Below are 14032 nucleotides of genomic sequence, written 5' to 3' on the forward strand. Positions count from 1 at the left end.
CCGACAGGCCCGCCGAATGTCACCCCACCTCCCCTTGGCAACGCAGCGCAACGCTTTTATCTGTATATCCATACAGATAAAACTTGCCCTGGCGCGCATCCATGACCATGCTACAAGCCCATGACATCTGCTCAGGAAAAGGGTGCTATGCAGCTGTACCTGTGTGAAAAGCCGTCCCAGGCCAAGGACATCGCCGCGGTGCTCGGTGCCACGCGCCGAGGCGACGGTTGCTGGCTGGGCCCTGGCCTCACGGTCACCTGGTGCATCGGCCATCTGCTGGAAACCGCCCCACCCGACGCCTACGACGCGCGCTACAAGCGATGGGTCCTGGCCGACCTGCCCATCGTGCCGGCGCAATGGAAAATGACCGTCAAGCCGAAAACCGCCAACCAGTACAAGGCAGTCAAGCGCCTGCTGGGGGAAGCGAAGGAACTGGTGATCGCCACCGACGCCGACCGTGAAGGGGAAATGATCGCCCGGGAGCTGGTGGAGCATTGCCGTTATCGCGGGCCAATCCGGCGGCTATGGCTGTCGGCCCTGGACGAAGCATCGATCCGCAAGGCCCTGGCCGCCCTCAAGCCGGGGGTCGAAACCTTCAACCTGTATCACTCTGCCCTGGGTCGCTCCCGGGCCGACTGGCTGATCGGCATGAACATGAGTCGCCTGTTCACCTTGCTGGGGCGCCAGTCCGGCTACCAGGGCGTGTTGCCGGTCGGTCGCGTGCAGACACCGACGTTGCGACTGGTGGTGGACCGCGACCGCAGCATTGCCAACTTCGTACCGGTCGCCTATTGGGCCATCGACGTGCAGCTCAGCCATGAAGGCACAGCGTTCATCGCCCAGTGGCGCGCCGACCCGGACGCCTGCGACGACCAGGAGCGCTGCCTGAACCAGGCCCTGGCCCGAGACGCGGCCCAGGCCATGAGCAACGCCGCCACCGCCCGGACGCTGAAGGTGCGTACCGAGCGCCTGCGCGAAGCGGCGCCGTTGCCCTTCGACCTGGGCACGCTGCAGGAAGTCTGCTCGAAGAAACTCGGCCTCGGCGCCCAGGAAACCCTGGACATTGCCCAGTCGCTCTACGAGACCTACAAGCTCATCACCTACCCCCGCAGCGATTGCGGTTTCCTGCCCTTGAGCCAGCACAATGAAGCACCGGCCATCCTCGCCGCCCTCGCCCAGGCCGACCCAAGCCTCGCGCCGCTGCGCGAGCATTTGCAGCCGCAGCGCAAATCCCGGGCCTGGAACGACGCCAAGGTCAGTGCCCACCACGGCATCATCCCCACCGCCGCCGCCAGGAACCTCGACAAACTCGCCGGCAAGCAGCGCGCGGTCTACACGCTGATTCGCGCGCGTTACCTGGCGCAGTTCCTGCCCAACCATGAATACGACCGGACCCAGGCCGACTTCGACTGTGCCGGCCAGGCGCTGCGTGCCGTGGGCAAGCAGATCGTCGAACCCGGCTGGAAACGCGCCCTGCCCGAAGCGCTGGCACCGGCAAGGGGCCGTGAAGCACCGGCGCCGCAGACCTTGCCTGCGCTGGCCGAAGGTCGCGATTGTGCCGTGGACGAGGTGAAACCCAAGGACCTGTGGACCCAACCGCCCAAGCCGTTCACCGAAGGCGACCTGATCAAGGCGATGAAGAACGTCGCCAAACTGGTGGAAGATCCGCTGCTCAAGCAAAAACTCAAGGACACCACCGGCATCGGCACCGAAGCGACCCGGGCCTCGATCATCCAGGGGCTGCTCGACCGTGGTTACCTGGTGAAAAACGGCAAGGCCCTGTGCGCCACCCCCGCGGCCTTCAGCCTGATCGACGCCGTACCCCGGGCCATCGCCGACCCAGGCACGACCGCCATCTGGGAGCAGGCCCTGGACATGGTGCAAAGCGGGGAAATGAGCCTGGAAGAGTTCGTGACCCGGCAAGCCGCCTGGATGAGCAAGCACGTCGCCCGCTGCCAGGGCATGAGCCTGACCATCAGCGGCCCGGCCAGCCCCGCCGGGCGTGGCGCAACGCCGTGGAAAAACAAACGCAAGCCGGCCAAGCGCAAGACGGCCGCTGCACCGCGCAAGACGAGCAAAGCCAAGGCCACCTGAACAAAAATCAGGCCCCCTCTGATCCCCCTGAGGGAGCGAGCCTGCTCGCGATGACGGTGAATCCGCCATCAGATAATTGACTGACACACCGCCATCGCGAGCAAGCTCGCTCCCTCATTGATTGTGTGTCTGACCGGAAATCCTCATACCCAAACCGTTTTGTCCGACAATATGTAGTGAGCAAAAATAATCACTACAAAACCGTTGACGCCTCCGATTTGCCCTTGCATGATGCAGACGTCTCCCCGATCGGGAGTACAGGCAACTGTTTGAGCAAGCTCGTCTGACCGCCGAGCTGTTTTTTGGATAAGGGACTGCCCACAAGGCAGATTGAAGGTGCTGACCTGGCCTGACCGTCCGGTAACAAGGACGAGAAACGTCGGTGAAGATCCTCATGACGCGCGTGGTTCAACCCTCGAAAGTTGACACTGCCTGAAGATTCTTCGCTGTTTCTCTTCGTTGTCGCGCATTTGCGTAGCAGCCCTTCGATAACACTACACAACCGATGCACGACCCTGTCGAAGTTCGACGGAAGAATGCTGACGGCCTGGTTTCGGTAGCAGGCAGGTACTTACCGAGTAGCGAAGTTTTTGCGAACCACCAGACAGATCAACCAAATGGTCAAGGGGCTTACACATGAATCTGAATAATCAACCATCTATTGATGAACTGGCTCGCATATTCGCCGCACACAAGGACACTCTCGACAGCCATATCCTGTGGATCAGCAAGACTGGCCAGGTGCATATGGACTGCCTGTCGCCCTACACCCGCGAAGACGAGTTCGAAAAGAACACGCATGAGCTGGGTGCCCGGCTGAGGATGTACCGCCGTGGCCAGGGCTACGTTGGCAAGAAGGCCGCGGCCGACAAAGACTTCATCGGTCGCGTGTTGCAAACGCTGACCCAGGCCTGGCAGTCGATGCAGAACAACGCCGAGGTCCGGGTCATCGACCGCCTCTGCTGATATCCCCTGAAAAAAGGGCCCGCTCCTGGATCAGGAGCGGGCCCTTTTTTATGAAGCAGGCAACTAGAACACCGACCAGCCGATCCGCTGGCTCATCAACTCCAGCGCCGCCATGCCGGCCAAGGAGTTGCCAGCGACGTTGAGTTCAGGCGACCAGACGCATACGGTGAACCGTCCCGGCACCACGGCGACAATCCCGCCACCGACGCCGCTCTTGCCTGGGAGGCCGACGCGATAAGCGAAGTTGCCGGCCTCATCGTACAGGCCGCTGGTGGCCATGATGGAGTTGACCTGCTGGGTCTGCCGGGCACTGAGGATCTGTTCGCCGCTGTGCTTGCAGAACCCGTCGTTGGCCAGGAAGCAGAACGCCCGCGCCAGGTCGACACAGCTCATCCGCAGGGCGCAATGGCTGAAATAACTGCGCAGTACCGCTTCCACATCGTTATGGAAGTTGCCGAACGATTGCATCAGGTACGCCATCGCCGCGTTGCGGGCCCGGTGCTGGTATTCCGACTCGGCGACCTTGCCGTCCACCATCACCTGTGGGTTTCCCGACAGACGGCGCACGAAATCGCGCATCGACAGCGCCGGCGCAGCGAAACGCGACTGGTTGATATCGCAGATCACCAACGCGCCGGCATTGATGAACGGGTTGCGCGGCCGGCCACGCTCGAACTCCAGTTGCACCAGGGAGTTGAAGGGCTGGCCGGACGGCTCATGGCCCAGGCGCTCCCAGATCGCTTCACCGGAATGCCCGATGGCTTGCACCAGGCTGAACACCTTGGAAATACTCTGCACCGAAAACGCGGTTTCAGCGTCGCCGGCGCAATACAACTCGCCGTCGTTGCCATACACGGCAATACCCAACTGGTTGGGCGCCACGGTGCCCAGGGCGGGAATGTAATCGGCTACCTTGCCCTGACCGATCAGGGGGCGAACCGCATCGAGGATCTCGTTCAACAGTGCTTGCATATGCGCGGGGTCCAGTCATTCCCCGTTCGAGTGCGGGGATACAGACGCTAGACGCCGGTGGGCGGGATCAGAGCACACTGCCCCATCAAACAAGCTCTTGTGGAGAGGGGATTTATCCCCTCGCCACAAGAACTCCACCGGCCACATACGTTTCATGGGCTTTCACCAGCGCTTATCACGAAATCGAGCGGTCTATAGTTCAAAGGATCAATCGGCAGGAGTAGACGATGCGTCAGATCGTGCAAAAAGAACCCTGGTGGGCCTCGCCGCCCAAGCCCGGACAGGATGAAAGCGAGCTGGAATGGGGCTGGCTGGTGATCTACAGCGAAGGCGAACCGCGCTTCGAGTTCATCAAGGAACGCCCATCGGACGAGCAGATCCGCCATCGCAAAGGTTGTCGCGTGACCCTCGGCTCCGAATGAGTCGGCCCGTCACGGCTTGATATCGGGCAAAACCACCGCTCGATTGGCCAGGTCCGCCTCCACCAGGTTGTCTTTGATTTCCTCGTCCAGGTAGTACACCGGTGCCATCACCCCGCTGAGGGGATGCTTGAGTGACTTGAACCACGCCTCGTCGAATGCAGCGCTCAGGCTTTTGCGGATCTGCGCTTCCATTTCCGGCCGCTCGCCCTCATGGATGATCGCACGAATGCCCGCCACGCCCACCGAGATCAACGCCCCGGCCGCCTTCCCGGCCACGGCAGCCGCCGCACTGGTTGCCCCACGCGTGGCGAACTGGGCCTCGATTTTTTCGCTGGTACGTTGCGCCACCGTTGCAATCACCGCCTCCGATGGCCCGGCACCCGTGGTTGCGGCCTTGTTGACGTGATCGATCAGGGCCCCATAGGCTGGAAGGGTGTTCAACGGTTCGGTGTGAATCATCTCGTACAACGAAGCGTCACGCGTCGCCGGCGGCCCCAGGCGAATGGCCGGGATGCCGTGCAGGCGCCGGTTCATCAGCTCGTTCGGGATGCGATGCCGCTGGGCGATGACCTGGACCTGCTGGTTGAGCAGGCGCAGGTAATAGCCCGTCGCGTTGGCCCTGATCGCCTCGGGATCGATTTCCACCGCCACCGGTTCCAGCACCTGCTCGCGATACTGCTCTTGCAAGTACACCGCCAGGCGCCTGGCCGAGGAATCCGCCTCTCCTTCGGCACTGGCGGCATACCAGCTGACCTTTACCGCCAACCATTCCTGGGTCCAGTAGCTGCTGAACCACGGGATGAATTCAACCTCGGTGCGTTCATAGACCAACACACGCCAATGCTCCATCGACCCGCGAGCGTAGAGCCCAGCTTGTTCGATCGCGCTTTTCGACGCCGCGATGATTTGCCGGTCCACCTGTCGCCAAGTGTCCTGGGCTATCACCACCGTGGCGACCGGTTGGCCGCGCTGTGGCGTGGCACACCCCGCCAGAACGAGCACAACGGCCAACATCAGCGAACGCAGCACAATCGCGCCACCCCGGATTCAGGTCATCCACGGGGTTGAGTATAGGTCGCCTCGCGCCAGCATCTTCGCGGGTATTCAAGAGAGTGGCACGCCACCGTCATCCCCTGTGGGAGGATGCGCGCGATGGCGTCGTGTCAGTCAACACCCTCGTCGCTGAACCGCCGCTATCGCCGAACATTGACAGAGGGTATCGGCGGGTATTTCAGCCCAGTGCCGTGTCGAGAAACATCATCACCGCAAACCCCATCATCAACCCCAGGGTGGCTGGGGTTTCATGGCCGTTGCGATGGGTCTCGGGAATCACCTCGTGGGAGACCACGAAAATCATCGCCCCCGCCGCGAGCCCCAGGCTGATGGGGTACGCGACGGCCACGCCTGACGACATGCCCAGGCCGATCACCGCGCCCAGGGGTTCCATCAATCCCGAACCGACCGCGATGAGCGCGGCGCGCAGGGTGCTGATGCCGGTAACCCGCAACGCCATGGCAATGGCCAGGCCCTCGGGAATGTCTTGAATGGCGATGGCGGTGGTCAGGGGCAAACCGACCTTGAAATCGCCGTCGGCAAAACTGACGCCGATGGCCATGCCTTCCGGCAAGTTGTGCAAGGTGATGGCAAGCACGAACAACCAGACGCGATTGATACGCTCGGCCTGGGGACCACGCCGGCCACTGAGTTCGTGTTCATGTGGCACGAAGCGGTCCAGGCCGATCATCAGGGCGACGCCCAGGCCCAGGCCAACCACCACGACAAACGCAGCAAGCAACTGATTGCCGCAGATGACCTGTGCCGCCTCGATACCCGGCAGGATCAATGAGAACGAACTGGCGGCGAGCATCATGCCGGCGGCAAACCCCAGCATGATGTCCTGGGTACGCGAGGAGATGTCCCGCAGCACCACCGCCATCAATGCCCCCAGGGCAGTGGCGGCAAAACCCGATGTACCGCCCAACACGGCGTAGCCCAGGTTTTGACGATCGGCACCGACCAAGGCGTTGTAGCCACTGTAGAGCAACAACGCGGCCACCAATCCCAGCCCGAGCCAGAACGTTACCCCCAACAGCAGGTTATCTTGCACGGGGTTCAACCAGGTGCGCCAGGGTGAGCGAATCCGGGAGGTGGGCTGGTCCATCGAATGTCCTTACAAGTCTTGACCGTGACATGGCTGATCGTTGCGTCAACGGTGGCAACGATCTAACGAAATATCAGGCGAGGGAGTCGCCTCCCTCGCCATTTGTTTACAGTTTGTCACCTTGCATCCCTGAACCCAAGTCGGCGCCGGTGGTGGGGTCGCTTTCAGGGTTGGACATCGTCCGCGCCTTCATGTCCATCAGCAGCGCTTCGTCTTTTTTGCTCAGTTGCACACTGGCCAGGCCATCGCCACCGTCGACCGCCGGCGTGGGATTTTCGACGAATTCCCAGTCGTCACCCTGGTTCCATGGGCCGCGCACGGTGGGTTCACCTTGGGACATGTTGAAGTACACGTTGGTGAACTCAGGCATGCCGGGGAGCTTACCTTGTGGGAAGTTGGGCTGGATGGCATGCAAGGCTTTTTCGAACGACAACTGATGCGCGATTTCACGGGTCATCAAAAAGCCCAGCGCTTCTTTTACACCCGGGTCGTCAGTGACATTCATCAATCGCTCATAGACGATTTTGGCCCGGGCTTCGGCGGCGATGTTGGAACGCATGTCCGCCGTCGGCTCGCCAATGGTGTCCACGTAGGCAGCGGTCCACGGCACCCCGGCGGAATTGGTCAATGGCGAGCCGGCACCGTACAGGAGGCTGGTAATGTGAGAGTCGTTACCGGCACCGTTGATGTCCCGGTACAGTTGGCCCTCCTTCTCCACGCCTTCAGCCATCTTGCCCTTGGCACCCTTGTTCAACATCACGATGATCGAGCCGATCACCTCCAGATGGCTGAGCTCTTCGGTGGCGATGTCCATCAGCAGATCCTTACGGCCCGGATCGTCCTCGGACAAGGCTTGGGTGAAATAACGCGACGCCGCCGCCAATTCCCCCTGGGCGCCGCCGAACTGCTCGAGCAGCAGGTTGGCAAGTCCAGGATTAGGCTCAGCGACACGCACGGTGTACTGCAATCTCTTGTTATGTAGAAACATGATTGAACTCCTCGTTCAGAACACACTTCAGGAGAACGCTGCCGACGGCAGGCCCATGGAAGTCTGAAGAAGTTAAACGCATAAAATTTAGTTTTTATTCACGACAGAAGACGAACGGTTAATTACAACTACAGCCCACTCGCTTATTGTTTTAAGCACTCGATACATCAGCAAAACCGGGTATTAATACCCGGCTTTCAATACTCCTTCGCAAACAGGCCCCCTGCAATGGCACGGGACCTGCGAGATCACGGGTCATTACGATTTACGACCGCCACCGTGGCTGCTTTTATCCCCTTTCCTGCCGGCGTCGGAGGCTTTTTCCCGGTCGCTGGCAAGGTTGCCACCCGAGGCCTGGCCACCTTTGCGGCCGGCTTCCGAGGCTCGTTCAGGATCATTGGCAAAATTACCACCCGAGGCTTGCCCGCCTTTGCGACCCGCCTCTGCGGCGCGTTGCGGGTCATTGGCAAAGTTGCCGCCAGAGGCCTGGCCACCCTTGCGCCCCGCCTCGGCGGCGCGCTGAGGATTATTGGCGAAGTTGCCACCGGATGCCTGGCCGCCCTTTTTCCCGGCTTCCGATGCCTTCTCACGATCGTTAGCGAAATTGCCAGGGTTGTTATTACCTGTGTTAGCCATTTCATTCACCTCGTTTAGTTAATTTCAACGAGCCTTGCTGACCCGTCTTATTCGGAAAACATGACACCGGCAAGGTTTAAGAAATCGATGCCAGGAGCGACGAATGGTCAACGTTTTAATTCCCCCCGCACGACTGGCTTTTATTGCAACAGCCTATTAAACACATGAGGACTGATTGACAGTCTTAACACTGGAACTTCGCCAAGCGAAGATCCTGCGGGAGTTGGCTGAGGGCGACCCGCTATCGCGAGCGAGCTGCGACAATCGTCCCGCTTCAATCTAAAAGTCAGTGCGTGTCTTTCCACGCTGTCCGCCACAGGCCGGGCAACGCCGGCACCCCATTGCACCGGTCTCGTCACCCTGGCCACGCGCCGTTCCAGGAAGCCAAAACTCGCGGGCTGCCGGCGTTGTCCTGCACCACCGCACTGACCGGCTTGCGGCGTCCGGATACCCTGTCGCCGATACCCGGATTCAAGAATGCTCAGGGTGAAATCGGATCGCTCGCCGGAAACGTTTCCTCCAGCGCGTCGTCCAGCCGATCCTCCACCTTGCCGCTGCGCTCGCAATGGCAGTCGGGGGCCGCACAGGGTTCACCGTTGGGGTGTTGTTCGGCGCAGGCCTGGCAGCAATACGCCTCGCCGTCGTGGTTGAACATCCGTTGCGGATCCACTTCGCATTGGCAATCGGGGCAACCGCACTTTAATTTGCTCATGCTCATTCTCCCAAGGTCACGGGTTGAAGGCGTTGGTTACAACTGGACATCAAGGTTCGCCGCCGCGACACCGTGGTTGGCCACATACACATCGGCGGTCCAGCCCTTGGTCAGGTTGTGATAGGACTGGGTACCCAAGGCCGAGCCACTGTCCCACGCCAGGATGTCGCCAATATCGATGTCATTGGCTGAACTCAACTTCAGCACCGTATGCCGGTCCGCTTGCTTCACGTACACACCCACCATCGAACTCTCTCGATTGATGGCCCGTACTTCACCTTTGGTCCGCTTCATACGCTTCCTCTCTCGGCAGTTTCAGGGGCGGCCGCCCCCTTGGACCGACCGTTCGTTGCTGCTGGCTACCGCACATAAAAGTGGATAACGCGGCGCAGGGGAAAGTTTGAACAAACCACCCCCCAGGGCGACGAAAGGCGTCGACCGGGACCCAGTGCTAACCTCAACGACTCAAGGCCAACGCAGACACCTCCCATGCCCGACGACTTTCACCAAGAACCCCTCGATCAGTTGCTGGCGTACACGGCTGGGCGCCGTTTCCTGGTGCTCACCGGTGCCGGCATCAGCACCCCTTCGGGCATTCCCGATTACCGCGACAGCGACGGGGTTCGTCGGGGTCGACAACCGATGATGTACCAGGAGTTCCTCGCCCAGGCCGAGGCGCGACGGCGCTACTGGGCCAGGGCGATGCTGGGCTGGCCACGGGTGAGGCAGGCCAGGCCGAACGTGGCTCACGAGGCCTTGGCCCAGTTGCAGGCGCAACGACGCATCACGGGCCTGATCACCCAGAATGTCGACACCCTGCATGACCAGGCCGGCAGCCAGGACGTGATCGAACTGCACGGCAGCCTGCATCGCGTGCTGTGCCTGGATTGCGGCCAGCGCAGCGAGCGACAGCAGATTCAACAGCTGATGGAAACCGAAAACCCTTATCTGGCCGGTGTCGATGCCGTGCAGGCCCCTGACGGCGACACCCTGCTCGACCCGGCGTTCGAAGCGCGCTTTCAGGTGCCCCATTGCCCCCATTGCGGCGGCGAGCGGTTGAAACCCGACGTGGTGTTTTTCGGCGAGAACGTCGCCCCCCTCACCGCGGCTCGCGCCCTGCAAGCCGTCGAGCACGCGGAAGGCCTGCTGGTGGTGGGCTCGTCGTTGATGGCGTATTCGGCGTTTCGCCTGTGCCGGGCCATCAAGGACCAGGGCAAGCCGCTGCTGGCGATCAACCGCGGCAAGACCCGGGCCGATGAGCTGCTGGACCTCAAGCTTGAAGAGCCGTGCGAGCAATTACTGCCATTGCTGGCACAGTGCCCGTTTTAGCAACACCCGCTCCCACAGTGGCCGGGTCAACCTGCGGCCAACTGCATACCCGACTCCTGATCCCTGAGCGTATCGAACAACGCCTGCGCCGCCGCCGACAGCTCATGCCCCGGCTTGGTCAGCACACCGATAGCTCGCTCGATCACCGGCTCGCTCAGAGTGATGCAGCGGGCACCCAGCTCATGCATCTGCCCGACGCACAGCGCTGGCACGGCACTGACACCCAGCCCACTGGCGACCATCCGCCCGACCGTCGCCAACTGGTGGCTCTCGAACTCTACGGGCAGTTTCATGCCGCGGACCTGCAGATGCTCTTCCAACATCACCCGTACGGTGGAGGGGCGTTGCAGTGTGATGAAGGGCTGCTCCAGCAGGGTTTCCCAGTGAAGTTCGTCGCACTGGGCAAGCGGAGAATCCAGCGGCACCACCGCGACGAAGCGATCGAGATACAGGGGGGTGAATGCCAACGACGAACCCTGCATCGGCTCGAACGCCACGCCCAGCTCGACATGGCGATCACGGACCATTTCCAGCACTTGTTCGTTGATCACGTCGTTGACCGTGACATTGACATTCGGATAGCGGGCGCGGAAGGTCTTGAGGATCGGCGGCAACAGGTTGCCGGCAAACGATGGCATCGCCGCCAGCGTCACGCGACCGCGCTGCAAGGTGAAGCGCTGGCGCATTTCGTCCTCGGCGTTGTCCCAGTCGGCCACCAGCCGTCGAGCCAGTGGCAGCAAGGATTCACCTTCGGGGGTCAACGCCACGTTACGGGTATTGCGACTGAACAATCGCCCACCGAGCCCCTCTTCCAGGGCCTTGATGGTCAGGCTCAAGGCCGACTGGGACAGGTGCAGCCGCTCGCAAGCCACGGCGAAGCTCAGGCTTTGGGCCACCGCGAGGAAGGCACGGATTTGCTTGAGGGTCATGGTCGCCAGGCTCCGAGGGCAATTATTGAGTTTTATCAATCAATTCAGTGCAAAAATCAACTTAACAAATATATGACTTGGCGCAACACTGCAGTCCATTGCGACCCCATCAAGAATAAAAGAGGTGTCTATGGCAGGTTTCGACAAACGCGTGAGCTCCTATGAGGAGGCGCTGGAAGGCTTGAAGGACGGCATGACCGTCATCGCCGGCGGCTTCGGCCTGTGCGGTATCCCGGAAAACCTGATCGCCGAGATCAAGCGCAAGGGCATTCGCGACCTCACCGTGGTGTCCAACAACTGCGGCGTCGACGGTTTCGGCCTCGGCGTGCTGCTGGAAGACCGGCAGATCCGCAAGGTGGTGGCCTCCTACGTGGGCGAAAATGCCCTGTTCGAGAAGCAGCTGCTGAGCGGCGAAATCGAAGTCGTACTCACCCCCCAAGGCACCCTCGCCGAAAAAATGCGCGCCGGCGGCGCGGGCATCCCGGCCTTCTTCACCGCCACCGGCGTCGGCACGCCCGTGGCCGAAGGCAAGGAAGTGCGTGAATTCCACGGCCGCCAGTACCTGATGGAAGAATCCATCACCGGCGACTTCGCCATCGTCAAAGGCTGGAAGGCCGACCATTTCGGCAACGTGATCTATCGCCACACCGCCCAGAACTTCAACCCGCTGGCCGCCACGGCGGGCAAGATCACCGTGGTGGAAGTCGAAGAAATCGTCGAACCCGGCGAGCTGGACCCGACGCAGATCCACACCCCTGGCATCTACGTCGACCGGGTCATTTGCGGCACGTTCGAAAAGCGCATCGAACAGCGCACCGTGCGTAAGTGATCCCCTGCCCCCGGCCCGAATGAAGGAATAACACCATGGCACTTTCCCGCGAACAAATGGCTCAACGCGTCGCCCGCGAAATGCAGGACGGCTTCTACGTGAACCTGGGCATCGGCATTCCGACCCTGGTCGCCAACTACATTCCCGAAGGCATGGAAGTCATGCTGCAATCGGAAAACGGCCTGCTCGGCATGGGCGCGTTTCCCACCGAAGCCGAAGTCGATGCCGACATGATCAACGCCGGCAAGCAGACCGTCACCGCGCGCATTGGCGCGTCGATCTTTTCTTCGGCCGAATCGTTTGCCATGATCCGTGGCGGCCACATCGACCTGACCGTGCTGGGCGCATTCGAGGTGGATGTCGAAGGCAACATTGCCTCATGGATGATTCCCGGCAAGCTGGTCAAGGGCATGGGCGGCGCGATGGACCTGGTGGCCGGTGCCGAGAACATCATCGTCACCATGACCCATGCGTCCAAGGACGGTGAATCGAAACTGCTGCCCCGCTGCAGCCTGCCGCTGACCGGCGCCGGGTGTATCAAGCGCGTGCTGACCGACCTGGCCTACCTGGAAATCCAGGACGGCGCCTTCATCCTTAAAGAGCGTGCTCCAGGCGTCAGCGTCGAGGAAATCGTCGCCAAGACCGCTGGCAAGTTGATCGTGCCGGACCACGTGCCTGAAATGCAGTTCGCTGCCCAGTGAGGAGAGATACGATGCAAGAAGTCGTGATTGTCGCCGCTACCCGTACCGCCATCGGCAGTTTCCAGGGTTCGCTGGCTTCCATTCCCGCGCCGGAACTGGGTGCCGCGGTGATTCGTCGCCTGCTGGAACAGACCGGTTTGTCCGGCGACCAGGTCGATGAAGTGATCCTCGGCCAGGTGCTGACCGCAGGTTCCGGACAGAACCCGGCACGCCAGGCGTCGATCCTCGCCGGCCTGTCCCACGCGGTGCCGGCGCTGACCTTGAACAAGGTCTGCGGCTCGGGCCTCAAGGCGTTGCACCTCGGTGCCCAGGCGATCCGCTGTGGCGACGCCGAGGTGATCATTGCCGGTGGCATGGAAAACATGAGCCTGGCCCCCTACGTCCTGCCGGCGGCCCGCACCGGCTTGCGCATGGGCCACGCGAAGATGATCGACAGCATGATCACCGATGGCTTGTGGGATGCCTTCAACGATTACCACATGGGCATCACCGCCGAGAACCTGGTGGACAAATACGGCATCAGCCGCGAGGAGCAGGATGCCTTCGCCGCCGCCTCCCAGCAGAAGGCCGTCGCCGCCATCGAGGGCGCTCGGTTCGCCGATGAGATCACGCCGATCCTGATTCCCCAGCGCAAAGGCGACCCAGTGGCATTCGCCACCGACGAACAGCCGCGCGCCGGTACCACCGCCGAATCCTTGGGCAAGCTCAAGCCTGCCTTCAAGAAGGACGGCAGCGTCACCGCGGGCAATGCGTCCTCCCTCAACGATGGCGCTGCCGCCGTGATCCTGATGAGCGCGGAAAAAGCCAAGGCCCTGGGCCTGCCGGTGCTGGCGAAAATCAGTGCCTACGCCAATGCCGGCGTCGACCCGGCCATCATGGGCATCGGCCCGGTCTCGGCCACCCGTCGCTGCCTGGACAAGGCCGGCTGGTCGCTGGAGCAACTGGACCTGATCGAAGCCAACGAAGCCTTCGCCGCCCAATCGCTGGCCGTGGCCCGGGAGCTGAAATGGGACATGGACAAGGTCAACGTCAATGGCGGCGCCATCGCCTTGGGCCACCCTATCGGCGCCTCGGGGTGCCGGGTCCTGGTGTCGCTGCTGCATGAAATGATCAAGCGCGACGCCAAGAAAGGCCTCGCCACCCTGTGCATCGGCGGCGGCCAAGGCGTGGCCCTGGCGCTGGAACGGGCATAACCGACGCGGGTTCAACAGTGGCTGCACGGACCCACGACTATCCACGCAGCCACTGGCACCACCGCCGGCGCGACCTTGGTTGCGCCGGTTTTTTTGCCTG

The 14032-nt window shown here is 61.7% G+C and carries 15 protein-coding genes; 7 read left to right on the forward strand and 8 right to left on the reverse strand.

The annotated features are described in order from the left end of the window. Positions 1-147: 147 nt before the first annotated feature. Positions 148-2094, forward strand: a complete 1947-nt coding sequence (locus ACMTA2_RS22065; protein ID WP_413791765.1) for a DNA topoisomerase III — start codon at positions 148-150, stop codon at positions 2092-2094. Between the two features lie 636 nt (positions 2095-2730). Beyond that, complete coding sequence (locus ACMTA2_RS22070) at positions 2731-3060, forward strand: hypothetical protein (protein ID WP_413791766.1); 330 nt, start codon at positions 2731-2733, stop codon at positions 3058-3060. A gap of 63 nt (positions 3061-3123) precedes the next feature. Here the strand turns inward: ACMTA2_RS22070 and glsB are convergent, their stop codons facing one another. Continuing rightward, the gene (gene glsB, locus ACMTA2_RS22075) at positions 3124-4032 is read right to left on the reverse strand and encodes a glutaminase B (protein ID WP_003200136.1); all 909 of its coding nucleotides are present in this window, start codon (positions 4030-4032) and stop codon (positions 3124-3126) included. A gap of 227 nt (positions 4033-4259) precedes the next feature. On the opposite strand from glsB, the gene ACMTA2_RS22080 reads away from it, so the two are divergent. Further along, a complete protein-coding gene (locus ACMTA2_RS22080) occupies positions 4260-4454 on the forward strand; it encodes a hypothetical protein (protein ID WP_413791767.1) in 195 nt (64 codons plus the stop codon). A gap of 9 nt (positions 4455-4463) precedes the next feature. Here ACMTA2_RS22080 and ACMTA2_RS22085 read toward each other — a convergent pair whose 3' ends face one another. The 6 genes from ACMTA2_RS22085 to ACMTA2_RS22110 form a co-directional block, all read right to left on the reverse strand. Then, positions 4464-5483: a hypothetical protein gene (locus tag ACMTA2_RS22085; RefSeq protein ID WP_413791768.1), complete on the reverse strand. Its 1020-nt coding sequence runs from the start codon at positions 5481-5483 to the stop codon at positions 4464-4466. A 202-nt stretch (positions 5484-5685) separates the two neighbouring features. Continuing rightward, positions 5686-6615, reverse strand: a complete 930-nt coding sequence (locus ACMTA2_RS22090; RefSeq protein ID WP_413791769.1) for a ZIP family metal transporter — start codon at positions 6613-6615, stop codon at positions 5686-5688. Positions 6616-6721: 106 nt separating this feature from the next. Continuing rightward, positions 6722-7603 (reverse strand): manganese catalase family protein, encoded by an 882-nt coding sequence (locus ACMTA2_RS22095; RefSeq protein ID WP_413791770.1) that lies wholly within the window; start codon positions 7601-7603, stop codon positions 6722-6724. Positions 7604-7861: 258 nt separating this feature from the next. Then, a complete protein-coding gene (locus ACMTA2_RS22100; RefSeq protein ID WP_413791771.1) occupies positions 7862-8239 on the reverse strand; it encodes a con-10 family general stress protein in 378 nt (125 codons plus the stop codon). Between the two features lie 481 nt (positions 8240-8720). Then, complete coding sequence (locus tag ACMTA2_RS22105; RefSeq protein WP_413791772.1) at positions 8721-8951, reverse strand: metallothionein; 231 nt, start codon at positions 8949-8951, stop codon at positions 8721-8723. A gap of 36 nt (positions 8952-8987) precedes the next feature. Further along, positions 8988-9245, reverse strand: coding sequence for a hypothetical protein (locus ACMTA2_RS22110; RefSeq protein ID WP_413791773.1), 258 nt, complete (start codon positions 9243-9245; stop codon positions 8988-8990). 195 nt (positions 9246-9440) lie between these two features. Between ACMTA2_RS22110 and ACMTA2_RS22115 the strand changes: the two genes are divergently transcribed. Next, complete coding sequence (locus ACMTA2_RS22115) at positions 9441-10280, forward strand: NAD-dependent protein deacetylase (RefSeq protein WP_413791774.1); 840 nt, start codon at positions 9441-9443, stop codon at positions 10278-10280. A gap of 26 nt (positions 10281-10306) precedes the next feature. Here the strand turns inward: ACMTA2_RS22115 and ACMTA2_RS22120 are convergent, their stop codons facing one another. After that, positions 10307-11209 carry a LysR family transcriptional regulator gene (locus ACMTA2_RS22120; RefSeq protein ID WP_413791775.1) on the reverse strand — a complete coding sequence of 301 codons (903 nt, stop codon included), beginning with the start codon at positions 11207-11209 and terminating at the stop codon, positions 10307-10309. A gap of 130 nt (positions 11210-11339) precedes the next feature. Here ACMTA2_RS22120 and ACMTA2_RS22125 point away from each other — a divergent pair, with 130 nt between their 5' ends. Genes ACMTA2_RS22125 through ACMTA2_RS22135 form a run of 3 tightly spaced genes read left to right on the forward strand, consistent with a single transcriptional unit; the run spans position 11340 to position 13932 of the window. Further along, on the forward strand, positions 11340-12038 hold the full coding sequence (locus ACMTA2_RS22125) for a CoA transferase subunit A (RefSeq protein ID WP_003200117.1): 699 nt from the start codon (positions 11340-11342) through the stop codon (positions 12036-12038). 35 nt (positions 12039-12073) lie between these two features. Further along, a complete protein-coding gene (locus ACMTA2_RS22130; RefSeq protein WP_215002104.1) occupies positions 12074-12739 on the forward strand; it encodes a CoA transferase subunit B in 666 nt (221 codons plus the stop codon). A gap of 11 nt (positions 12740-12750) precedes the next feature. Beyond that, complete coding sequence (locus ACMTA2_RS22135) at positions 12751-13932, forward strand: acetyl-CoA C-acetyltransferase (RefSeq protein WP_413791776.1); 1182 nt, start codon at positions 12751-12753, stop codon at positions 13930-13932. Positions 13933-14032: the final 100 nt, after the last annotated feature.

It is taken from the genome of Pseudomonas medicaginis, assembly GCF_965119365.1.
Classification (GTDB): domain Bacteria; phylum Pseudomonadota; class Gammaproteobacteria; order Pseudomonadales; family Pseudomonadaceae; genus Aquipseudomonas.